Source organism: Spirillospora sp. NPDC052269 (assembly GCF_040679435.1).
Taxonomy (GTDB): Bacteria; Actinomycetota; Actinomycetes; order Streptosporangiales; family Streptosporangiaceae; genus Spirillospora.
Map to the genome: position 1 here is coordinate 165,053 of NZ_JBFAUU010000013.1, position 22,275 is coordinate 187,327.

Consider the following 22,275-nt stretch of genomic DNA (forward strand, 5'->3'; position numbering starts at 1 on the left):
GTGCGGGGCGACGCGCGCTCCTCGCTATCCGGTCACCGGGACGTGTCCGTAGGACGTCACCCTGGCCGGCCTGGAGACCAACGGGATCCGTGATCCCGGCGGCGTCCCCTCGGCGACCGCGCGGTTCCGCACGGCCCTGTTCCTGAGGTCCCTGGCGGTGACGTGGTATGTCGCGGTGCAGGTCATCGACTCCCTCGGCGCCAGCGTCCGGCTCGGGCAGCGCACCGGCGACAGACCGGGCAGGCGGTCATCGACCCGGACGTTGTGGAGAACGACCGTGCCGGTGTTGGTCACCCGGTAGCTGAAGTGGAGCGTCTGGCCCACCCTGGAGAAGGTCTTCGGCCGGACCGTCTTGCGCACCGTGATCCCACGCCTGGCCGTGCTGTGCTCGGTGTGGTCGTCCGGCGGCGACTCGATCACCTCTCCATCGGGCGTTCTGCCGTGGGCCGTCGCGACGTTGTGGATCGTGCCGCGGCTCACGTCCTCCTGCGTCGTCACGTAGGTGGCGGTGCAGGTGACGCTCTCGCCCGGCGCCAGCGTCGTCCGCGGGCAGGTGATCGGCGACAGGCCTCGCAGCCGGTCGGTGACGCCGATGTCGCTGAGCGGCACGGTGCCGGTGTTCGTCACCCGGTAGGAGTAGTGGATCTCCTCGCCGGCCCGGGAGAACGTCTCCGGATCGGCGCTCTTGCGGACGGTGAGCCCCGTGCGCTCGTGCGGCTTGAACGGGACGTCGACCTCGTCCGGCGGCGACTCGATCGGCTCGCCGCCACCGGGCGGTGTGCCGTGCACGGTCGCCGAGTTGTGGACCGAACCGTTGTCGACGTCCGCCTGGGTCGTGACGTAGGTGGCGTGGCAGTCCGTGCTCTCGCCCGGGTCCAGCGTCGTCGCGTCGCAGGTGATGTCCGACAGGCCGCTCAGGCTGTCGGTGATGCCCACGTCGGTCAGCGGCACGTTCCCGGTGTTGGTGACGTGGTAGCGGTAGGTGATCGTCTCACCGGCGGCCGTGAAGGACGTCGGGTCGGCCGTCTTCCTCACGGTCATGCCCGGGTTGCGCTCGGCGGGCACGACGACCTCGTCCGGCGGCGAGTCGATCGGCTCGCCACCCGGCGGTGTGCCGTGCGCCGTCGCCGAGTTGCGGACCTGGCCGTTGTTCAGGTCGGCCTGGGTCACGGTGTAGGACGCGGTGCAGTCCATGCTCTCGCCCGGATGCAGCGTCGTCCGGTCGCAGGTGATGGACGACAGGCCCGGCAGATCGTCGGTGACGCCGACGTCGTCCAGCGTCACGTTCCCCGTGTTGCTGACGTGGTAGGTGTACTGGATCGTCTCGCCGACCGTCGAGAAGGATGTCGGCTGCGCGGACTTCTGCACGGTGAGACCCGGGTTGGAGGTCGCCGGGACGGTGACCTCGTCCGGCGGCGACTCGATCGGCTCGGTCGCGCCGGGCGGTGTGCCGTGGGCGGTGGCCGAGTTGCGGACGTAGCCGCGGTTCAGATCGGCCTGCGTGACCTGGTAGGTGGCGTGGCAGTCCGTGCTCTGGCCCGGCGCCAGGGTCGTCGTGTCGCAGGTGATGGCCGACAGGCCGGACAGGTCGTCGGTGATGCCGACGCTGTACAGGGTCACGTTGCCCGTGTTGGTGACGTGGTACGTGTAGTTGATCGTGTCGCCCACTGCGGAGAAGGTCATCGGGTCGGCCGACTTGTTCACCGTCATCGCCGGGTTGGCGGTGGACTCGACGGTGACGTCGTCCGGCGGCGACTCGACCGGCCCGCCACTGGGCGGTGTGCCGTGCGCGGTCGCGGTGTTGTGGACCGAGCCGTTGTCGACGTCCTGCTGCGTTGTCGTGTAGGTGCCGTTGCAGGTCGTGCTCTCGCCGGGATTCAGTGTCGTCGAGGCGCAGGTGATGTAGGGGATCACGCTGTCCGTGACGCCCACGCTGGTCAGCGGCACGTTGCCGGTGTTGGTGACGCGGTACGAGTAGTAGATCGTCTGACCGGCGCCGTCGAAGGAGGTCGGGTAGGCCGACTTCTCCACGGTCAGGCCGGGATTGGCGTTGGCGGTGATGGTGACGTCGTCCGGCGGCGACTCGATGGGCGTGGTCGCGCTGGGCGGCGTGCCGAACGCGGTCGCGCTGTTGTGGACGGAACCGTTGTTCAGGTCCTCCTGCGTGATGTGGTAGGTCGCGCTGCAGTCGGTGCTCTGCCCTGGCGCCAGGGTCGAGTCGTTGCAGGTGATCGAGGACAGACCCGGCAGGTTGTCGTTGATGCCGACGTTGTACAGGGTCACGTCCCCGGTGTTGGTGACGTGGTAGCTGTACGTGATCGTCTCGCCCACGGTCGAGTAGGTCGTCGGGTCCGCCGACTTCGCCACGGTGATCGCCGGGTTGGCGGTGGAGATGACGGTGACCTCTGACGGCGGCGACTCGACGGGCGTCCCGTCCGGCTCCGTGGCGCTCGCGGTCGCCGTGTTGTGGACGGAACCCGCGTCCAGGTCCGCCTGGGTGATCTGGTAGGTGGCGTGGCAGGTCGTGCTCGCGCCCGGCGCCAGGCTCGTCGTGTCGCAGGTGATGGCCGACAGACCGGGCAGGTCGTCGGTGATCGCCACGTTGTTCAGGCTCTCGTTCCCGGTGTTGGTGACCTGGTACGTGTAGGTGATCGTCTCGCCCACGGTCGAGTAGGTCATCGGGTCGGCCGACTTCGCCACGGTGATCCCCGCGTTGGGCTCGGCGGTGATGGTCACGTCCGACGGCGGCGAGTCGATGGGCCCGGTGCCGCCGGGCGGTGTGCCGTGCGCGGTCGCGCTGTTGTGGACGGAACCGTTGTCGACGTCCGTCTGCGTGATCGTGTAGGTGGCGTGGCACGTCGTGCTCTGGCCGGGTGCCAGTGTCGTCGTGTCGCAGAGGGCGGCCGAGACACCGGGCAGATCATCGGTGATCCCGATGTTGTCGAGCGTCACGTTCCCCGTGTTGGTGACCTCGTAGGTGTACGCGATCTGCTGGCCCGCGGCGGAGTAGGTCACCGGGTCGGCCGTCTTCTGGACCGTGATCCCCGGGTTGGGTTCGGCGGTGACGGTGACGTCGTCCGGTGGCGAGTCGACGGGCGGCTGACCCGGCGGTGTGCCGTGGGCGGTCGCCGAGTTGTGGATGGAGCCGAAGTCCACGTCCGCCTGCGTAGTGGTGTAGGTGGCGGTGCAGTCCACGTTCTGTCCGGGTTCCAGGGTGGTCACCGGGCAGCTGACGAGCAGCCCTTGGTCGTCGGTGACGCCGACGTTGTCCAGGGTGACGTTGCCGGTGTTGGTGACCAGGTAGTGGTAGGTGATGGTCTGGTTCGGGCCGGAGAACGTGGTCGGGTCCGCCGACTTGTCCACGGTCAGGCTCGGATTGGCGGTCGCGGTGATGGTGACGTCCGACGGTGGCGACTCGATGGGCCCGGTGCCGCCGGGCGGTGTGCCGAGGGCGGTCGCCGAGTTGTGGACGGAGCCGTTGTTCACATCCTGCTGCGTGATCGTGTAGGTGGCGTGGCAGTCCGTGCTCTCACCCGGCGCGAGCGTCGAGGCGTCGCAGGTGACGGCCGACAGGTTGTTCAGATCGTCGTTGATGCCGATGTTGTAGAGCGTGACGTTGCCGGTGTTGGTGACGTGGTAGCTGTAGTTGATCGTCTCGCCGACGGTCGAGTAGGTCGTCGGGTCGGCCGACTTGTCGACCGTGATCGCCGGGTTGGACTCGGCCAGGATCGTGATGTCGGACGGCGGCGACTCGACGGGCGACTCACCCGGCGGTGTGCCGTGCGCGGTCGCCGAGTTGTTGATGGAACCGTTGTCCAGGTCGGCCTGGGTCACCTGGTAGGTGGCGTGGCAGGTCGTGCTCGCGCCCGGCGCCAGCGTCGTCGCGTCACAGGTGATCGCCGACAGTCCCGGCAGGTTGTCGGTGATGCCGATGCTGTCCAGTTGCGTGTCGCCCGTGTTGGTGACCTGGTACGTGTAGTTGATCGTCTGGCCGACCGTGTTGTAGGTGTCCGGGTCGGCGGACTTCGCCACGGTGATCCCCGGGTTCGTCACGGCGGTGACGGTGACGTCCGAGGGCGGCGAGTCGATGGGCGTGCCCGAACTCGGCGGTGTGCCGTGCGCGGTGGCCGTGTTGTGGATGGAGCCCAAGGCCACGTCCTCCGTCGTCGTGACGTAGGTGGCGTGGCAGTAGGTGCTCTGACCGGGCTCCAGCGTCGAGGCGTCGCAGCCGAGGAAGTTCAGGCCCACCAGGTCGTCGGTGATCCCGATGTTGTCCAGGGTCACGTTTCCTGTGTTGGTGACCAGGTAGGAGTACGAGATGGTCTGGCCCGGGGCCGAGTAGGTCATCGGGTCGGCCGTCTTCTCCAGCGTGATCGCCGGGAAGGCGTTGGCCGGAATGGTGAGGTCCGACGGCGGCGAGTCGATGGGCTCGGTCGAGCCGGGCGGAGTGCCGTGGGCGGTCGCCGAGTTGCTGACGGAGCCCAGGTCCACGTCCTGCTGGGTCGTGTAGTACTGGGCCCAGCAGGTCATGCTCTGTCCCGGCTCCAGGGAGTCCGTCGGGCAGTAGACCGATATCCCTCGGTCGTCCACGACGTTCACGTCGCGCAGGGTCACGTTGCCGCTGTTGGTGACCTCGTAGTAGTACGTGATGAGCTGGTTCGCGCCGTCGAACGAATCCCGGTCGGCCGACTTCTCCACGGTGATCGCGGGGTTGGACGAACCGGGGATGGCGACCTCGTCCGGCGGTGATGTCACGGGCTCGGTCGCGCCAGGCGGAGTGCCGTGCGCGGTCGCGACGTTGCGGATCTCGTTGTTGTCCGCGTCCTGCTGGGTCGTGACGTAGGTGGCGTGGCAGTAGGTGTCCTCGCCCGGCGCCAGCGTCGTCGCGTCGCAGGTGATCGTCGACAGGCCCGCCATGTCGTCGGTGATCCCGACGTTCTCCAGGGTCACGTTGCCCGTGTTGGTGACGTGGTAGGTGTAGTTGATGGTCTCGCCCGCGCCGGTGAACTGGCTGACGTCCGCGGACTTCTCCAGCGTGATCGCCGGGTTGGCCTCGCCCGTGATGGTGACCTCGGACGGCGGCGACTCGACGGTCGTCCCGTCCGGTCCGGTGCCGCTCGCGGTCGCCGTGTTGTGGATGGATCCGGCGTCCACGTCCGCCTGGGTCGTCACGTAGGTGGCGTGGCAGGTGGTGGTACCGCCGGGCGCCAGTGTCGTGGCGTCGCAGGTGATGGCCGACAGGCCCGCCAGGTCGTCGCTGATGCTGATGTTGTTCAGCTGCGTGTCGCCCGTGTTGGTGACCAGGTAGCTGTAGTTGATCGTCTCACCGGGGCCGGTGAAGGTGGCCGTGTCGGCCGACTTCACGACCTCGATCGAGGTGATGATGTTGGCGGTGATGACCGCCTCGGCGTCCGGAGACTCGATCGGTGGTCCGACCCCGGTGGGCGGGGTGCCGTGGGCTCTCGCCGTGTTGCGGACGGAGCCGGCGTCCAGGTCCGCCTGGGTGATCTGGTAGGTGGCGTGACACTCGGTGCTCTCGCCCGGTGCCAGCGTCGTCTCGTCGCAGGTGATGGCGGACAGGCCCGGCATGTTGTCGGTGACCCCGACGTCGGTCAGGGTCACGTTGCCCGTGTTGGTGACGGTGTACGTGTAGTTGATCGTCTGGCCCACCGTGTTGTAGGTCAGCGGGTCCGGCGTCTTCTCGAGCGTCATCGCGGGGGTGGCGGTGGCCGGGATGATGACCTCGGCAGGATCCGAGATGATCGGTTCGGTCCCGCCCTCCGGGTAGCCGATGGCTCTCGCCACGTTGTGGATGGACCCGATGTCCAGATCCGCCTGGGTGACGGTGTAGTAGGCGGTGCAGTAGAAGCTCTCGCCGGGATTCAGCGAGGTCGCGTCACACGTCACCGGCGAGATGTCCGTCAGGGCATCGGTGACATGGACGTTGGTGATGTACACGTTCCCGGTGTTGGTGACGCGGTAGTGGTACGTGATCACCTGGCCGACGGAGCTGAAGGAGGTCTGGTCGGCCCACTTCTCGATGACCAGCGTGGGAGCCACCGGGGCCGGGATGTCGAGGGTCGCCGGAGGCGACTCGACGGGCCCGGTCCCGCCGGGCGGAGTGCCGTGCGCCGTCGCCGTGTTGCTGACGACGAGGTTGTCCCAGTCCTGCACGGTCGTGTAGTAGAGGGCGTTGCAGTACGTGCTCTCGCCCGGCGCCAGCGTCGTCGTGTTGCACACGATCGCCGACAGACCCGGCAGGTCGTCGGTGACTCCGACGTCGGTGAGGACCACGTTGCCCGTGTTGGTGACGTAGTACGTGTAGTGGATGGGCTGGTCCGGTCCCGTGAACTGGCTGACGTTCGCGAACTTCTGAATGGTGATCGCCGGGTTGGCGGTGGCGGTCACGGTGGCGTCCGCCGGGTTGGAGACTGTGGGGCCTGGGGCGCCGGGTGCGGTGCCTTCCGCGGTCGCGACGTTGTAGATCGATCCGGTGTCCAGGTCGGCCTGCGTCGTGATGTAGGTGGCGGAGCAGTCCATGCTTTCGCCCGGATTCAGGTCCGTCTGGGTGCAGGTGATGGTTGACAGTCCGGGCAGGTTGTCGGTGATGCCGACGTTGTTCAGGGTCACGTTGCCGGTGTTGGTGACGCGGTACGTGTAGGTGATCGTCTGCCCTGTGGCGGAGTAGGTCGTGGGAGTCGCGAACTTCTCGAGCGACAGCGCGGGAGCCGCGACGGCCGGGATGAGGACAGAGTCCGGAGGCGACTCGACAGGTCCGGGCCCGCCGGGCGGAGTGCCCTGCGCCGTCGCCGTGTTGCTGACGGAGCCGGAGTTCACGTCCGCCTGGGTCGTGACGTAGGTGGCATGGCAGTCGGTGCTCTGACCGGGAAGCAGCGTTGTCACGTCACAGATGATCGGCGACAGACCGGGCAGGTCGTCGGTGACGCCGACGTTGTCCAGGCTCACGTTGCCGGTGTTGGTGACGTGGTAGGTGTAGTTGATGGTCTGGCCCGATCCGCTGAACTGGCTGACGTCCGCGGTCTTCTGAATGGTGATCGCCGGGTTGGCGGTGGCGGTCACGGTGGCGTCCGCCGGGTTCGAGTCCGTGGGCTCTGTCGCGCCGATCGCGGTGCCCTGCGCGGTGGCCACGTTGTAGATCGATCCGATGTCCAGGTCGGCCTGCGTCGTCTGGTAGGTGGCGGAGCATTCCATGCTCTCGCCCGGTTCCAGGTTCAGCTGCGGGCACGTGATCGTCGACAGGCCCGGCAGGTTGTCGATGACACTGACGTTCTGCATGGTCACGCCGCCGCTGTTGGTGACGCGGTAGTGGTACGTGATCGTCTGGCCCACGTCGGAGTAGGTCGTGGGAGTCGCCCACTTCTCGAGCGTCAGCGCGGGAGCCTGGATGTAGGGCACGGTGGCGTCCCCCGGAGGCGATTCCACCGGCTCGGTCTCACCCGACGGAGTACCGTGCGCGGTCGCAGTGTTGTAGACGAATCCGAGGCTCACATCGGCGACCGTCGTGACGTAGGTGGCCGAGCACGTCATGTTCTCGCCCGGTGCGAGCGTCGACGCGGGACACGTGATCGTCGACAGGCCCGGCAGGTCGTCCGTGACGCCGACGTTGTCCAGGGTCACGCCACCGTTGTTGGTGACCCGGTAGTTGTACGTGAGGGTCTGGCCGGGGCCGGTGAAGCTCGGCGGAGCGGCGAACTTCACGATCGCGATCGACGGGACGGGCACGTCCAGGATGGTGAAGTCCGCCGGGGGCGAATCGGTGGGTGAGGGGAAGCCGGACCCTTGTCCGTGCGCGATCGCCACGTTGTAGACGGAACCGAAGTCGACGTCGGCCTGGGTGATCGTGTACGTCGCGGTGCAGTCCATGCTGGCCAGGACGGCCAGTGTCGTGTCCGGGCATGTGATCGTGGAAAGTCCGGGCAGGTTGTCCGTGACGTTCACGTTGAGCAGGGTGACCGACCCGGTGTTGGTGACGTGGTAGCGGTACGTGATCGTCTCGCCCGCGACGGTGTAGGTCGTCGGGGTGGCCGACTTCGTCACGATGACCGCCTGGATGGCGGCGGCCAGGAACTCGATGTCCGTGTAGCCCGTCGGGCTCAGGCCGTGGGAGCCGGTGATGTTGGAGGCGCCGTTGCGGTAGGTCCCGGCTTTGCCGGACGTGACGTCGACGGTCACCTTGCAGGACCCTTGACCGGCCTTCAGGGACGCGCCGGTCAGGGTGATCGTGTTGCCACCTCGACGTGCCTTGACGTGACCGCGGGAACAATCCGTGCCGGCATGCGCGACGCGCGCCACCTTGAGACCCGGCGCGAGTTTGTCGGTGAACGACAGGCCATGCCTCGCGGGCCTGCCGGAAGTGTTCGTGATGGTGAACGTCAAAGTCGCGCTTTGACCGATCGCGGGTTTACCCGAGCTGAACGAACTGCTCAGCGTTGGATTTCCGCGCGCGGCGGCCGCCGGCACGACGGGCTTTCTGAGGGCGTCGGCATGGGCCTGCCCGGCTGACGCGGGCGATGCCGCGGTGGTCACGAGCGCGCAGCAGAGCACTGCTGCGATGAATGCTCTCGTCTTACTCAGCCGGCGCAACATTCCGCCGTGGCGTGGACCGCCCATGCTTTTCCCCCAGGCCCAACATGATCAATACGCGGCGTGATCTACCCGCTACCGATCGCGAAGAACCCCAAGATCAGCACCATTTGAAACGGCACTGTTTCCGGGCCGGGAGAAAAGGTTCGTCGCACCCCAAACTGCCCAGGAAAATGGGAATGTCAAAACAGTTTCAGGGTGTTATGTGGCCACAGTAAAGCCGCATGGACAAACGGTTCGATTTCAGTGATCATCGGACGACGGGAAAAGGCGGATGCCGGGGAGCGTTCCGAGCGTCCACCCAGCTCGTCCGGGGTCCTCCGTGCGGGGGAATCCGGGCCCCGGACGAGGGGGCCGCCTCCCGCTGTGGTCCCCTCGAATCCCTCCTGAAGGGGATCACCGGCGCTCCTCGGATGACGAGGATCGACCCATGCGAATCAAAGCTTCATCCCTCTCCGGCGGTCGGCGGCACCGCGCGTCCCGTTCCGGGCTGGGCCGTCCGTTGCGCCCGGCTTGTTCCCCTGCTCGTCCTCCCGTCGTGCGTGTGGCGTCTGCCGTTTGCGTTCGGGTACGAGATGGGCCAGGTTTACCAGGTGCACAAGCCCTGGCACTGGTGGGTGATTCTGTATGTTTTCGGGCTCAGTGTTCTCTCGGAGGGACTGGCCTATCTCACCTTCGGCCTGCTGGCCAGATGGGGCGAAATCGCACCGTCATGGATGCCGTTCATCGGAGGAAGGCGCATTCCGCCGCTCGCCGCGATCGTGCCCGGCGCACTCGGCGGCCTGGGGCTGATCGCGCTGTGGGATCCCCTGTGGCTCGCCCTGTTCCACATTGGAGGGGTGCCCCTCGTCGAGTACTCCAACGGCTGGTGGAAGACCCTCGCGATGGGCGCCACCCTTCCGCTGACCCTGTGGGGCCCGCTGCTCCTGGCGGTGACGTACGCGTACTACAAGCGCCGCCGCGAAGAGCCGCTCGCCTCACCGAACGGATTGATCACCGGCCCCGCTGCTTGATGAGCAGCGGTCGCGGGCCGCGGGCAGGGCTTCATGGGCGCGGCGGGAAGCCGCCCCCGGGGGCCGCGGCAGCTCACCGGCTACGGTCGCTCGGCGCCACGCCGCCCGGCGCGGGGATCAGCGCGCTCCCGCTCGTGCTGATCCCGACAGCCGCCGTGCCGCTTCTGTTCGCGCTGCACATCACATCGATGCTCGCGCTGGTCAGAGCCCCCGCGACTGTCGCTGTCGGACGTCCGGATGTCATCGGTTCAGCGCGTACGGCGTAGCGCGATGTACTGAAGGGCTCCGAAGCCGGCGACCACGATGGCCTGGAGCACTGCCCACACGGCCCCGACGGTGCTCAGTGAGAACCAGCCCTCGATCACGGTGAGGACGCTCAGAACCGTCCACAGTGCGTTCGCCTCGACCACGGCCGTCACGGCGATTCGCTTGGGCCGCATGGAGATGGCCCACACGGCAACGGCGTACAGCAGGAGGAACGCGCCGATCTCTCGTCCAGGGCCGACGTCGAGTCCGAGCAGGTCCTGGAGCGGAGAGGCCAGAGCGAGGTAAAGCAGGCCGTTGGCGCCGGTCACGATCGCGTCCAGGCGCAGCGCCAGCCGCAGGAACCGGTTGGCGTCGGCGAACAGGCCGGTGGAGTTGCGAGTCGTGGTCGTCGTGGTCATCGGAGTCCTCTTTCCGGAGTTCGTCACCTCGATGACCACGACGCTAGGGAACGTCCGGTAGACAGGGCGATTACCTGCGACGTAGCCGTACACACCCCGACGATGCGGACGGGGACGAACCTGGTGCCCTGGTCCCGATCGGCGTCACATCGCCCGGCGTTCCCTCAGCTCGGCGAGCCAAGCCCGCACCTGTTCGTCATCGTGCAGGTAGCCACCGCCCGCGCCCGCGGGCAGATCGATCCCGTAGAGAAGGTTCAGCGCCCACCAGGAGACGTCGTCCCAGTCGATCCCGTCGTCCGAAACCCACCTCGCCGCCCACCGGTCGGCGTTGTCCCGGGACAGCCGACCAGCGACAAGTTCCACGAAGCGTTCCTCGATCTGATCGAGCGTCGGTCGGTCGCCGTCATCCATTCCCCGAACGTACCGGCAGGGCGAAGGTCGCCTGATGTGGGCACCTTGCACGCGACGGTTCGGCGATCTCGAGGCCGCGCCACTGTCAGGGGACGAGGCGGGCCCAGATCCATTTGCCGCCGGACGGGTCGGGGGTGCAACCGCAGCAGTTCGAGAGGGCCTGGACGATCGGGAGGCCCCAGCCACCGTTCACATCGAAGGACTCTTCGGAAATGTCGAGTTCGTCCAGAGTCATTTCGGTGACCGGTCTGGCGACCGGGAGAGCGGGGCTGGAATCCCAGACGGCGATCACGATTCCGTGAGCGTCCTTGCTGAGCTGGAACCGGATTTTCGCGCACGGCGTCGCCTCGGCCGCGTTCGCCACGAGTTCAGCGACGATAAGAGCGGCATCGTCGTGAATATGGAAAAAGTCCCATTTGTGAAGTCGCTGCGCCGTCATCGTCCGTGCGAGCCCCGCCGCCGCAGGTGAGCCCAGCATGGACATGATCAGGTCGTCTGTCTTCGGCGTCACCGCTGTGCCGTCCTCGAACCGGATGTCTGAATTCACGCCCCAAGCGTCGCTCTCCGTGCCTAGGCTTGCCGTGTTATTCAAACAGCACCAAACAGGAGTTCACATGCCCCTCGTCCGCGACCCCCTGGACCCCAAGATCTCGATGTGGCACTTTCTGGCCTTCTACCTGCGCTTTCTGAGGGAGAAGCAGGGGCTGTCGCTGACCCAGTGCGGAAAGATCATCGGCGTTGCCCGCTCCTCTGTTTCGAACATGGAGGCCGGACGGCAGCGTCCTCAGGAAGACCAATTGAGGAAGCTAGACGGCAAATATGACACTGGCGTACTTCTGCAGGTGATGTTGTGGTTTGCGTGCATGGAGCACAAACCGGAGTGGGGCAAGCAGCTTGCGAGGTATGAGGAGCAGGCCAGTCTGATCAAGCTGTGGCATGGGCAGGTGATCCCGATCGCGTTGCAGACGGACGACTACACCTGGGCATACGTGCGTGCGGGGGTCGCGAAGGACTACGAGGCGTCGATGGTGCGCCGGGTGACTCGCAAGAAGATGTTCCTTGAACGTGTCGAGAGTGGTGACCTGGAGGTCTGGGCGCTGCTCGATGAGGGTGTTCTTGCGAGGGAGGTCGGTGGCAGGGAGGTGATGAAGGCGCAGATTGAGTACCTGCTCAAGTTGGCTGACCTCCCGGGGGTCAGCATCCGCGTGGTTCCGTTCTCGGCGGGTGCCCACGTCGGGGGTGACGGTTCGGTCCAGATGCTCAGTCTGGGAAGCCGAGATGTCGCGTACGCCGGTGCCACCAACGGCGGGCGCATGATCGAGACGCCTGGCGAAGTCCGCGAACTGTCCATTATTTTTGATCGCACGGGCGCTAAGGCGGCCTCTGAAGACGCTTCGCGGTCGGTGTTGCTCAAGTACTTGGAGAGGTACTCATGAACGTGACATGGCGCAAGAGTTCGTACAGCGGCGGCGCGACCGACGAGCAGTGTGTTGAGTTGGGGCGCTTTGTGCAGCGTGTGGGCATCCGAGACTCGAAGAGCCCTGGCAACGGACACCTGAGCTTGACTGAGGTTGAGTTTGGGGGTCTCGTGGAGTGCATCAAGGAGATGCCTTCGGAGGGCTGAGTGATGCACTGGCGCAAGAGCTCCCACAGCGGTGGTGTCAACGACGAGCAGTGCGTTGAGCTGGGGAGCCTTGCGCAAGGTGTGGGCATTCGGGACTCCAAGAGTCCGCGCTCCGGCGTCCTGAGCTTGACCGCAGCCGAGTTCAGGGCGCTCGCGGAAGCCATCGAGTGGCTGGGGCAGGAGCGCTAATGCGCTGGCGCAAGAGTTCCTACAGCGGCACGGCAAACGACGAAGTGTGCGTGGAGCTGGGACGACTTGCGCATGGTGTGGGCATCAGAGACTCGAGAGGCCCGAATGTCGGGTGCCTGAGCCTGAGTGAGGCCGAGTTCGGTGACCTGATCGAGCGCTTGAAGCGGACGAAGCCGGAGGGGTGACCGATGCGCTGGCGCAAGAGTTCGTACAGCGGTACCGCCGACGATGACGTGTGCATTGAGGTGGGAGAGCTCACGCCAGGGGTTGGGCTGCGGGACTCGAAGGACGTGGCGGGCGGGCATCTTTGCATGTCCTCGCGGGAGTTCGCCGGGTTGGTGAGTGCCCTTAGGGAGAGGGCGTTCGGGTAGCGCTCGGTGTCGGGTGGCTAGGAAACGGGCTGGGTGTCCTTGACGCTTTCGCCGATTTGGGTCGGGGCGTCCGGGATGGTACGGCCTGTGCGTAGGGCCAGCAGGGCGAGGGTGCTGCAGGCCAGGCCGAGGACGACCAGGGCGTTCCATCCCTGCGCCGAGTAGAGCGAGGACGCGAGGGCGCTGCCGACGGCTCCGGACAGAACCGTCGTCGACATGTAGGCCGTCGTCACGCGGGCCGTTTCCGTGGGGCGGGCGGCGATCAGGGTGGACTGGTTGGTGACGTGCTGGGCCTGCATGCCCGCGTCCAGCAGCGCGACCGCCACGGCGACCCCGGCGACTCCGGTGAGTCCTCCGTCGCTGGCGAGGAACGCGGCGGCCCAGGCGGCGGCGATGGCCGTCCAGCCGAAGCGGGACACGACGGGGCCGTGGCCGCGGTCGAACCAGGAGCCGGCGTTCTTGGCGATCAGCGCGCCGAGCAGGCCGATGATGCCGAACAGCCCGATCGTCTGGTCGCTGAACCCGTACGGACGATCCGACAGCAGCAGCGTCAGGCCCGTCCACCAGACGTTGAACGAGACGAACCCGAGCGCGCCGATCAGCATGCGGCGCTGGACGAACCGGTCACGGGCGACGATTTCCGCCACCGATGCGAGCAGGCGCGTGTAGCCCGACGGCGGCTCGGGGTTCCGGGACGTCGGAAACGCGAACAGCAGGAGCGCGGCGGCCACGGCCAGCGCGGCGCCGCCGAAGTACGTGGCGCGCCAGCTCAGCGCCGTGCTGACGAACCCGCTGATGCTCCGCGAGAACAGGATCCCCAGCAGGACACCGCTCATGATCGTTCCGGTCGTGCGCCCGCGATCCCGAACCGAGGTCAGGGACGCCGCGTACGACAGGAGCGCCATCGCGGCCGAACCGCCCAGCCCGATCACCACGCTGGCGGCGATCGCGACGGGAAGCCGGTGGGAGACGGCCATGGCCAGCATCGCCGCGGCCTGGACGGCCAGCAGCACCTGTGTCAGGCGTCGCCGCTCCACCAGATCGGCCAGCGGCACCAGCAGCAGCTGGGCCAGGCCGTTCCCGACGAGTGTGGCCGCGATGACCATCGCCGCGCTGCTCGGAGAGGTGTTCAGCGAGGGCGCGAGCGAGGCCAGGACGGGCTGGGCGTAGTAGAGGTTGGCCACGGTACTGCCTGCGACCAGCGCGAGCAGTGCCGACCTGACGTGTGTGGGGACGGAGATCGCCATGCGTCCCACCTTCGGTGGAACGCCCGAGAGGTGGCAGGGGGAGTCGTACCTGGCCATCGCATGGCCACCCTCGTGCCCACGTCATGCCAGGGTAATGAGCATGACGTTGGACGATCCCCGCGACGAGCTCGCCGCCTTTCTCCGCCACCATCGCGGACGGGTCTCGCCCGAGCAGGTGGGCCTCCCGCGTTCGTCCGGACGACGCGTCCCGGGCCTGCGGCGCGAGGAACTCGCCATCGTCGCCGGGGTCAGCCCCGACCACTACCAGCGCATCGAGCAGGGACGGGTCCGGCCCTCGGCGCAGGTGCTCGACGCCCTCGCCACCGTGCTCGGCCTGGACGACACCGAACGCGCCCACCTGCATGCCCTCGCCGCGAACCTGCGATCATCCGCCGCCGGACGTGCCACGCCCCGTCATCAGCCCCCGGCCTCGGACGTTCGCGGACTCCAGGAACTCGTCGACTCCTTCGCCGGGCCCGCCTTCACGCTGAACCCCTGCCGCGACGTCCTGACCTGGAACCGGCTCGGCGCGGCCCTGATCACCGACTTCGGGAAGCTTCCGCCGCACGACCGGAACATGGCGTGGCTCGCCATGACCGACCCGCGGCTGCGTGACCTCTACCCCGACTGGAAGGCCGCAGCTCAGGGGCAGCTCGCCATGCTCCGCCGCGCCTCCGGCCAGCACCCCGGCGACCCGCGCATCGAGCAGCTCATCGGCCGCCTCGCCGCCGCGTCCCCCGAGTTCGTCGAGTGGTGGCCGCAGCAGCAGGTCTACGAGAAGACCACCGGCAGCAAGGTCTTCATCCATCCCGAGCTCGGCCCGGTCACGCTCGGCTTCCACGTCCTGCGCCCCGCCGGTGCCCCGGACGTCGAGCTCATCGTCTACTACCCGACCACCCCCGAAGAGCACGCCTGGCTCGCGGCCCTCGGGAAGCTCTGACCTAGTCGGTTCGGAAGAGGGCGGGATTCATCCGGCGGCGGATCCAGGCCGACGCGAGTGCGGCGATGGCGATGAGGAAGCAGATCGCGGCGACGATCGTGCGTGCCAGGTGCTGGTCCTGGGCGAGTAGGTACAGGCCACCGCTCGCGCCCGCCACGCTCGCGGCGACCACCGGAGGCCAACGGTCGGCGATGAACCCCATCATCAGCGTCAGGTAGGTCGGAAGCCCAGAGAAAAGGACGGCGAACGGAACCACGAGCAAGAGCGCCGAGACGCCGTCACCCTCGCTGCTGATGAACTCGATGATCATGTCGATGGCCCACACCAGGACCAGCAGGACGCCGGTGGTGATCGGGATCCACCACCAGCTGTGCCAGCCGTCCTCGTCGAGCGACCACTTGCCCCACCGACGCTTTGGCTTCACCAGCCTGGCATTCTCCCCGCGGTTCTCCACAGCGTGATCATAAATCCGCCCTAGCTGTCGTTTCGTCGGCTTTGTCGAGCGCTTGGACTGGCCGGAGGCCGCCCGAGGAGGCCGCGGCGGTGGCGCGACTCCACGTCCCACCGGTGGCGAGGGACGCGTGCGGCGGCGCGATCAGGTGAGGCTGACAAGTGCCCCCGCCGCCGCTCCGACCAGCACCGCCGGGAGGAAGGTCAGCCGTGTGCTGGCCACGCCCGCGGCGACCGCCGCCGCCAGCAGGTGAGGCTCGAGATGCCCCTTGGGGACCACCTGTGTTGCCGCGACGGCTGCCAGCAGTGCGACCGGAAGCAACGCCACCATGCCGGTGTCGGAATCGGTTTTCCCTACGCCGCGTGCGGCCAGCACCACGCCGCCAAGCCGGATCAGAAGGGTTGTGGCCGCCAGGCCGCCGATGAAGAGCCACACGGTCATCGCGCCACGCTCCTTCGCCGGACCAGTGCGGCGGGTACCACCATCAGCGCGCCCAGCAGTACCGGGACGCCGGGAGCCACGTGAGCCACCGCCCCCAGTGCCACGACGAACGCCATCAGCGCCAACGCCAGCTCGCGGCGCCCCTGGATCAGGGGCACCACCAAGGCCGCGAAAACCGCCGCCGCGGCCGAGTCGAGGATGCCGCGCACCTGATCGGGGAGCGTCGCCCCGAAGACGGCGCCGATCAGCGTCCCGGTTGTCCAGCCGGTGAACAGGATCAGGCCGACGACCACGAAGGTCCGCCGTCGTTCCGCGGGTGTGGCGCGGGTCAGCGCGGCCCCGGCGGACTCGTCGGAGACCAGGTGGGCGGCGCCGAACCGTGCTCGCCGCGAGGCGAACACGTCGCCCAACGCGAAGCCGAACACTCCCAGCCGCAGGTTCACCAGGGTTCCCGCGGCGACCGCTGTCAGCGGTGCGGCGCCCGCGCCGAGCGCTGCCAGCCCGACGAGCTGGGCGCCTCCGGCATGGATGAAAACGCTGGCCGCCATCGCCTGCGCCACCGACCAGCCGTTCTGGACGGCGAGTGCTCCGAACACCGCCGAGTACAGGGCCGCGCCGGTGCTGGCGCCTATGGCCAAGCGCAGGTCGGAACCATTGAGTTTGATCACTCCGCCAGTCTCGGCACGTCGTCGCGGACAGTCGAATAGTCCGACCGCATACCTATAGCCTTAGGTTATGACCGACTCCTCGCGCGTCACCGTCTCGGCTCTGCGCGCGTTCGCGGCGGTCGCGCGGACGGGGTCCTTCACCGCCGCCGCCGAAGCGCTGGGTGTCAGTCAGCCCAGCGTCAGCGCCGCCGTCGCCCGTCTGGAGTCCCGCGGAGGTGAACCCCTGCTGCGACGAGAGCAGGCGGGCACCACCCTGACCCCGCACGGTCGGCGCGTCCTGGAAAGGGCGTTGCCGGCGTTGGCCGCGCTGGACGAGGTGGAGGCGGCGCTCTCCGGGGCCGACTCGTCGGAGCTGACCCTGGGGTTCATGGGCGAGGCCGCCGGGACGCGCACCAGCAAAGTGATCAACATGTTGCGCGAACGGCTCGGCATCCGTCTGGCACTGCGCCGATTCGACTTCGACGACCCGACCTGCGGCCTGCTCACCGGAGACAGCGATCTGGCCGTCATCTGGCCGCCGGTCTCCACCGACGCACTGGAGACCCTTCCGCTGGCCACCGACCGCCGGGCCATCGCCCTGCCGGTGGGTCATCCTTTGGCCGCACGGCTCGACCTGCACCCCGACGAACTGCACGGACTGGCCTGGGTCACCCCGAGATCACCCGATTCGGAATGGGCCCGCTTCCGCGCCCCAGCCGCGATCGGCGCCACCGGTGGGCAGCGGGCGGCCGAGTCCGCCGCTCTGGAGGAGACCCTGGAGTTGGTCGCCGCCGGGGTCGGGATCGCGCTGGTGTCGATGAGCACCGACCAGCACTACGCGCGGTCCGGCGTGGTCATCGTTCCCCTGCGCGGCGACCACCACTGCACGACGGTCCTGGCCTGGCGGCGCGAGGACGCCCGGCCCTCGATCACCGCGGCGGTCGAACACCTCCGCGCCTCACTCTGATCACGACCGCGCGGGTATCGCCAAGCTGCTAGTCGGCCTTGCGGCGCTGGTAGTGGCGGGCCACGCGGACGCGGTTGCCGCAGCGGGCGGGGGAGCACCAGCGCCGGCGCGGGTGGGCGGGGAGGAACAGCATCACGCAGTCGTCCGCCTCGCATTCGCGGACCTTGGTGATCGCCGGGTCGGTGAGCAGCTCGGCGGCGGCCTCGGCCAGGTGGGCGGCCAGGTGGGTTTCGGACGGTCCGCTTCGACGGCGTTCGGTGATGAGCGTCGAGCCATCCCACACCAGCTCACTGATCGCCGGTGCCGCGCGCTGCGCGTCGTTGAGCGCCTTCAGGTCTTCGTCGTCAGGACGTTCGCCGTGCCGGAGGCGTTCGAGTGCCCGGGCCGTGTGTTCGCGGACGACCTGGACGGCGGCGAGCGCGGCCGCGTCGGCCACCACCTCGTCCGGTAGGCGGCCAGCCTGAAGAGCGCACCATTTTCGCAGGTCATCGGGGGAGGCGAGCAGGTCGCCCACGGCCGTGCGGGTGTTGACAAGGTCCAGGGCCAGGGGCTCCCCGGTCAGCGGGACGACGTCGCTCATGCCACTAATGCTACATCTGCGTCTTGACCCGTTAGGTCGATTCTGCCTATAACTAACGCATCTTCCGCACTGAAAGGCGTTAGTGATGACGTTGCCCCAGATCGCCCGTTCCGTCCATCGGCACCTGGACGTCGACGGCGTGCGCGTCTTCTACCGGGAGTCGCTGCCCGAACGTGACGACGCGCCCGTCCTGCTCCTCCTCCACGGGGTCCCGTCCGGATCGCACCAGTTCCGGAGGCTGATCGACGTCCTGGGGACGCGGTACCGCCTCATCGCGCCCGACTACCCGGGTTTCGGACGCACCGAAGCGCCGGACGACTTCACCTACTCGTTCGACCGTCTCGCCGACATCACCGAGGGGTTCGTCCAGCGGCTCGGACTGCGGCGGTTCGTCATGTACATGTTCGACTTCGGGGCTCCGGTCGGGTTCCGGCTCGCCGAACGCCACCCCGAGTGGATCGCCGGCCTGGTGGTCCAGAACGGCAACGCGTACGAGGCCGGCCTCTCGGACGGCGCCCGCGACTTCATCGCCCTGCGCCCCGACCAGCCGGACGCCGAACAGACCGTCCGCGGCCTGCTCACCCTCGAAGGCACACGCGGTCAGTACGAGACCGGCGTCGCCGACCCCGACATGATCGCCCCCGAGTCGTGGACGCTCGACCAGCACTTCCTCCACCTCCCCGGCCGGAAGGAAGCCCAGGTCGCGCTGGCCTTCGACTACCACTCCAACGTCGAGCGCTACCCCGCCTGGCAGTCCTGGCTGCGCGAGCACACCCCGCCCACGCTCATCACCTGGGGCGCGAACGACCCGTTCTTCCCCGCCCCGGGAGCCCACGCCTACCTCGCCGACGTCCCAGCCGCCGAACTCCACCTCTTCGACACCGGCCACTTCGCCCTCGAAACCCACCTGCCCGAGATCGCCCCACTCATCGCCGACTTCCTCAACCGCGTCCAGCAGTGAGGACGCCGATCGAGGGGCGCCTTCTAGGCTGACCACATGCCTCGACGTCCTGCGGCCCAGCGGCTGTTCCTGGGATCGGCCGACTTGGACGCGCTGCCCGGCTGGCTGGAGTCGCTGCCGGAAATGCCCCGTCGTGCCGTGCTGATCCCCACAGCCGCCAACCCCCTGCCGGACGCGCCGTTTGCCAAGGTCGCCGACGAGCTGCTTCAGCGGGCCGGACTGGAGGTCGAGTTGCTGGGGTTGGAGAACTCGTCGCAGCTGGACGTCGACCGTGCGCTCGACCAGGCCCAGCTCGTATTCGTCTGCGGCGGATATGCGATGCACCTGCTCGAACACGTTCAGCGCAGCGGGTTCGACGAAACAGTGAAACAAGCCGTGCGCGAAGGGTGTCTCGCCTACGCCGGGATCTCGGCCGGGGCCGTACTGGCCGGGCCTGACCTGCGGACCTTCGCCGACCCGGACGACCCCGGCCGACCGGCCACGACTTCAGGGCTCGGGCTCGTCCCCTTCACCGTCCTGCCGCACCGGAACCGGGGACGCGCCGAACGTCACGACCGTCTCGCCACAGGCCAGGGCCGTTTCGTCTCGATCAACGACGACCAGGCCGTCACCGTCACCGGCGGGCACTGGACCGTCGAACCGTACGCGCGGCGACGGTGAAGCGAAGGAAGGCAGCTGTGGGCGGAGGCCACGGTCACTGGGTCGCCTCGTCGAAGTAGTGGCCCATGTTCAGGTCGGCTAGGAGGCCGGGGCGGGTCGGCTGCCATTCCAGCAGTTGGCGGGTGAGCATGCTTGAGGCGGGTTGGTCGACTGAGAGGAGCGGGCCGAGGAAGCCGAAGGCGTCAGCGGGGACGGACGCCGTTGGCATGCCAAGGTGGCGGCCGATGGCGTCGGCGATGTCGTGGATCGGCACGCCCTCGTCGCCGACCGCGTGCAGGACCGATCCCGCCGGCGCCTCCTCCAGCGCGAGGCGGAACAGGAGCGCCGCGTCCTCGACGTGGACCGCGGGCCAGCGGCTCGCCCCGTCGTCGACCTTGCCGGACACGCCCTTCTCGCGGGCGATGTCGATCATGCGGGCGACGAAGCCGTGCAGGTCGTCCACGCCGTGCACCGACCGGGGCAGCCGCACGACCGACGACCGGACGTCGTGGCCCGCGGCCTCGAGGGCCAGGCGGGTGTTCGCGTCCCTGGCCGCGGCCGGGGTGTTCGGCAGGGAGTCGTCGTACTCGGTCGCGGGGCGTCCCGGCACGATGGGCGTCCCGGACGTGACGACCAGCGGCTTCCCGGATCCCGCGAGCGCTCCGCACAGCGCCTCGATGACCCGCGCGTCTTCGCGCACCGACTGCTCGTACTGGGTGAAATCGTGATTGAACGCCAGGTGGACGACACCGTCGGCGTCCTCCGCCGCGGCGCGCAGCGTGTCCAGATCGTCCAGGTCGCCGCGCAGCGCCTCGGCTCCCGCCCCGGCGATCGCGCCGGCGGCGCAGTCCGACCTGGCGAGGCCGACGACCTGATGGCCCGCCTGGATGAGTTCCGGCATGAGGGCCGACCCGATCCATCCGGACGCGCCCGTGACGAACACCCGCATCACTACCCCCGATCCGCCGCCCGCGTCCGTTTGCGGTCCGCTTTCAGCTGGAGATACCCGGACGTGCCCGGAGGAAGGTCAAGTGACGGCGAACTGACCGTCATGTTCGGGCGGGTCCGAGGCCCTACGTCGCGGGGAGCGGGCCGAATCGGGTCTCGGCCCAGATCCGGCGGGACGCCTCCTCCGGATAGCGGACCTCCGAGATCTGCTCGTCGAAGACCCGCGTCAGGCGCCGGTCCTGGTCGAACGGCAGCCAGCCCGGATCACCGCCGCGCGCGAAGTCGCCCCAGACCTGGCGCATCTCGATGCCCAGCTCCCGGGCCTCGGCGGACGGCTCGCCCTCGTACAACTCGGCCCCGAGACCCTCATCGAACACGTCGAAGACGAGCGGAATGTCCGCGCCGTGCGGGGAGCCGAGCGCCCCGCCCTCCGCCGGAACCGGGAGCCTCAGCTCGTACAGGTACGTCGACCCCTCGTGGAGTTCGGCGAGCCGGTACGTCCCCATGCGGAACACGGCGTCGCTGACGACCAGGTCGTACAACTCCTCGGGCGAGGCGTCGGGATAGGCCGTCCGGTAGGCGTCGGGGCTGCCCGGCGCGAGCGTCTTCAGCGCGTGTTCGGACTGGTCGGAGGTCACGCGGCCGAGCAGTCCGGCGCGGGCGACGAACAGGCGGTACTCGTCGCTGGTGTGGCCGATCATGATCGGGACGTCGCCGAGGGCGCCCTCGCCGAACGCGGTCCACGGGTCGGTGGGCAGCACCTCGCCGTCCACGACCGGGCCCGGGCTGTTCTGCGCCAGTCCTTCGGCGACCGCCTTGACCAGGTCGTCCGGAGGGATGCGCGTGAAGTCCGCGACGGTCGGACGCACCCCGGCGCGGCCCGCGACGTCCGCCGCGACCTGCCGGGCGCGTTCGGGGGACTGGTACGCGTTCGGCAGGCTGGCCAGGATCAGCCGCCGGAAATAGCCGTATACACCTGGCATCGTGGCCAGTGCGGCGACGCATCCGGCTCCGGCCGACTGCCCGTACAGCGTCACGTTCCCAGGGTCGCCGCCGAACGCGGCGACGTTGTCGTGCACCCAGCGCAGCGCCGCGGCCTGGTCGAGCAGCGCGCGGTTCGCCGGAGCGCCGTCCACCAGCGCGAACCCGTCCACGCCGAGGCGGTGGTTCATCGACACGAGCACGACGTTCGCGTCCCGCGCCAGGCCCGTCCCCTCGAAGGACGGGTCGGCGGACGTGCCCGTCACGAATCCGCCCCCGTGCACCCACACGATCACGGGCAGGCCCGACGCGTCGGGGTCGGGCGTCCAGACGTTGACGCGCAGGTAGTCGTCCGGATCCGAGCCCGGCGGGCCGGACGGGGTGGGGGACTGCGGCGGGGACGGCCCGAACTCCGTCGCGTCGAGGACCCCTTCCCAGCCCACGTCCGTGTCAGGCGCGGCGAACCGCGCCTCGCCCCTGAGCGGACGCCCGTACGGGATGCCGAGGAACCGCGCCACCCCGCCCCGCCAGGCCCCGAGCACCGGCCCCGCCTGGACGTCCCTTTCCGAACTGCTCATGCAGGGAGCGTTCCCCAA

21 protein-coding genes are annotated in these 22,275 nt (G+C 68.5%); 10 read left to right on the forward strand and 11 right to left on the reverse strand.

Annotated features, from left to right (window positions below):
• Window positions 1-24: 24 nt before the first annotated feature.
• A complete protein-coding gene (locus AB0L06_RS27435) occupies window positions 25-8,631 on the reverse strand; it encodes a CLIPPER-2 domain-containing protein (protein ID WP_500233982.1) in 8,607 nt (2,868 codons plus the stop codon).
• A 386-nt stretch (window positions 8,632-9,017) separates the two neighbouring features.
• Here AB0L06_RS27435 and AB0L06_RS27440 point away from each other — a divergent pair, with 386 nt between their 5' ends.
• Window positions 9,018-9,617 (forward strand): hypothetical protein, encoded by a 600-nt coding sequence (locus AB0L06_RS27440; protein ID WP_500233983.1) that lies wholly within the window; start codon window positions 9,018-9,020, stop codon window positions 9,615-9,617.
• Between the two features lie 248 nt (window positions 9,618-9,865).
• On the opposite strand, the gene AB0L06_RS27445 is transcribed toward AB0L06_RS27440, so the two are convergent.
• The 3 genes from AB0L06_RS27445 to AB0L06_RS27455 form a co-directional block, all read right to left on the reverse strand.
• A complete protein-coding gene (locus tag AB0L06_RS27445) occupies window positions 9,866-10,282 on the reverse strand; it encodes a hypothetical protein (protein WP_500233984.1) in 417 nt (138 codons plus the stop codon).
• A gap of 144 nt (window positions 10,283-10,426) precedes the next feature.
• Complete coding sequence (locus tag AB0L06_RS27450) at window positions 10,427-10,879, reverse strand: YxzC family protein (protein ID WP_500233985.1); 453 nt, start codon at window positions 10,877-10,879, stop codon at window positions 10,427-10,429.
• Window positions 10,779-11,240 (reverse strand): ATP-binding protein, encoded by a 462-nt coding sequence (locus AB0L06_RS27455; protein WP_500233986.1) that lies wholly within the window; start codon window positions 11,238-11,240, stop codon window positions 10,779-10,781. Before AB0L06_RS27455 ends, AB0L06_RS27450 begins: the two co-directional genes overlap by 101 nt.
• Window positions 11,241-11,307: 67 nt before the next feature.
• Here AB0L06_RS27455 and AB0L06_RS27460 point away from each other — a divergent pair, with 67 nt between their 5' ends.
• Genes AB0L06_RS27460 through AB0L06_RS27480 form a run of 5 tightly spaced genes read left to right on the forward strand, consistent with a single transcriptional unit; the run spans window position 11,308 to window position 12,877 of the window.
• The gene (locus AB0L06_RS27460) at window positions 11,308-12,129 is read left to right on the forward strand and encodes a helix-turn-helix domain-containing protein (RefSeq protein WP_500233987.1); all 822 of its coding nucleotides are present in this window, start codon (window positions 11,308-11,310) and stop codon (window positions 12,127-12,129) included.
• Window positions 12,126-12,317: a DUF397 domain-containing protein gene (locus tag AB0L06_RS27465; protein ID WP_500233988.1), complete on the forward strand. Its 192-nt coding sequence runs from the start codon at window positions 12,126-12,128 to the stop codon at window positions 12,315-12,317. Before AB0L06_RS27460 ends, AB0L06_RS27465 begins: the two co-directional genes overlap by 4 nt.
• Before the next feature lie 3 nt (window positions 12,318-12,320).
• The gene (locus AB0L06_RS27470; protein WP_500233989.1) at window positions 12,321-12,506 is read left to right on the forward strand and encodes a DUF397 domain-containing protein; all 186 of its coding nucleotides are present in this window, start codon (window positions 12,321-12,323) and stop codon (window positions 12,504-12,506) included.
• Window positions 12,506-12,691 (forward strand): DUF397 domain-containing protein, encoded by a 186-nt coding sequence (locus AB0L06_RS27475; protein WP_500233990.1) that lies wholly within the window; start codon window positions 12,506-12,508, stop codon window positions 12,689-12,691. Before AB0L06_RS27470 ends, AB0L06_RS27475 begins: the two co-directional genes overlap by 1 nt.
• A gap of 3 nt (window positions 12,692-12,694) precedes the next feature.
• Window positions 12,695-12,877 (forward strand): DUF397 domain-containing protein, encoded by a 183-nt coding sequence (locus AB0L06_RS27480; RefSeq protein ID WP_500233991.1) that lies wholly within the window; start codon window positions 12,695-12,697, stop codon window positions 12,875-12,877.
• 17 nt (window positions 12,878-12,894) lie between these two features.
• Here AB0L06_RS27480 and AB0L06_RS27485 read toward each other — a convergent pair whose 3' ends face one another.
• The gene (locus AB0L06_RS27485; RefSeq protein ID WP_500233992.1) at window positions 12,895-14,124 is read right to left on the reverse strand and encodes an MFS transporter; all 1,230 of its coding nucleotides are present in this window, start codon (window positions 14,122-14,124) and stop codon (window positions 12,895-12,897) included.
• Window positions 14,125-14,224: 100 nt separating this feature from the next.
• On the opposite strand from AB0L06_RS27485, the gene AB0L06_RS27490 reads away from it, so the two are divergent.
• Window positions 14,225-15,064, forward strand: coding sequence for a helix-turn-helix transcriptional regulator (locus AB0L06_RS27490; RefSeq protein WP_500233993.1), 840 nt, complete (start codon window positions 14,225-14,227; stop codon window positions 15,062-15,064).
• A gap of 1 nt (window position 15,065) precedes the next feature.
• Here the strand turns inward: AB0L06_RS27490 and AB0L06_RS27495 are convergent, their stop codons facing one another.
• From AB0L06_RS27495 to AB0L06_RS27505, 3 genes are all read right to left on the reverse strand, one after another.
• Window positions 15,066-15,488 (reverse strand): hypothetical protein, encoded by a 423-nt coding sequence (locus AB0L06_RS27495; protein WP_500233994.1) that lies wholly within the window; start codon window positions 15,486-15,488, stop codon window positions 15,066-15,068.
• Window positions 15,489-15,659: 171 nt separating this feature from the next.
• Window positions 15,660-15,956 (reverse strand): AzlD domain-containing protein, encoded by a 297-nt coding sequence (locus AB0L06_RS27500; protein ID WP_500233995.1) that lies wholly within the window; start codon window positions 15,954-15,956, stop codon window positions 15,660-15,662.
• A complete protein-coding gene (locus tag AB0L06_RS27505) occupies window positions 15,953-16,624 on the reverse strand; it encodes an AzlC family ABC transporter permease (protein ID WP_500233996.1) in 672 nt (223 codons plus the stop codon). Before AB0L06_RS27505 ends, AB0L06_RS27500 begins: the two co-directional genes overlap by 4 nt.
• Before the next feature lie 67 nt (window positions 16,625-16,691).
• Here AB0L06_RS27505 and AB0L06_RS27510 point away from each other — a divergent pair, with 67 nt between their 5' ends.
• Window positions 16,692-17,570 carry a LysR family transcriptional regulator gene (locus tag AB0L06_RS27510; RefSeq protein ID WP_500233997.1) on the forward strand — a complete coding sequence of 293 codons (879 nt, stop codon included), beginning with the start codon at window positions 16,692-16,694 and terminating at the stop codon, window positions 17,568-17,570.
• A gap of 28 nt (window positions 17,571-17,598) precedes the next feature.
• On the opposite strand, the gene AB0L06_RS27515 is transcribed toward AB0L06_RS27510, so the two are convergent.
• Entirely contained in the window at window positions 17,599-18,150 is a 552-nt protein-coding gene (locus tag AB0L06_RS27515; protein ID WP_500233998.1) for a CGNR zinc finger domain-containing protein, read from the reverse strand.
• Between the two features lie 85 nt (window positions 18,151-18,235).
• Here AB0L06_RS27515 and AB0L06_RS27520 point away from each other — a divergent pair, with 85 nt between their 5' ends.
• Both AB0L06_RS27520 and AB0L06_RS27525 read left to right on the forward strand, forming a co-directional pair.
• Window positions 18,236-19,111, forward strand: coding sequence for an alpha/beta fold hydrolase (locus tag AB0L06_RS27520; RefSeq protein WP_500233999.1), 876 nt, complete (start codon window positions 18,236-18,238; stop codon window positions 19,109-19,111).
• Between the two features lie 36 nt (window positions 19,112-19,147).
• Window positions 19,148-19,771 carry a Type 1 glutamine amidotransferase-like domain-containing protein gene (locus AB0L06_RS27525; RefSeq protein ID WP_500234000.1) on the forward strand — a complete coding sequence of 208 codons (624 nt, stop codon included), beginning with the start codon at window positions 19,148-19,150 and terminating at the stop codon, window positions 19,769-19,771.
• Between the two features lie 34 nt (window positions 19,772-19,805).
• Here the strand turns inward: AB0L06_RS27525 and AB0L06_RS27530 are convergent, their stop codons facing one another.
• Window positions 19,806-20,699, reverse strand: coding sequence for an SDR family oxidoreductase (locus AB0L06_RS27530; protein ID WP_500234001.1), 894 nt, complete (start codon window positions 20,697-20,699; stop codon window positions 19,806-19,808).
• Between the two features lie 124 nt (window positions 20,700-20,823).
• Window positions 20,824-22,257, reverse strand: coding sequence for a carboxylesterase/lipase family protein (locus tag AB0L06_RS27535; protein ID WP_500234002.1), 1,434 nt, complete (start codon window positions 22,255-22,257; stop codon window positions 20,824-20,826).
• Between the last annotated feature and the right edge of the window lie 18 nt (window positions 22,258-22,275).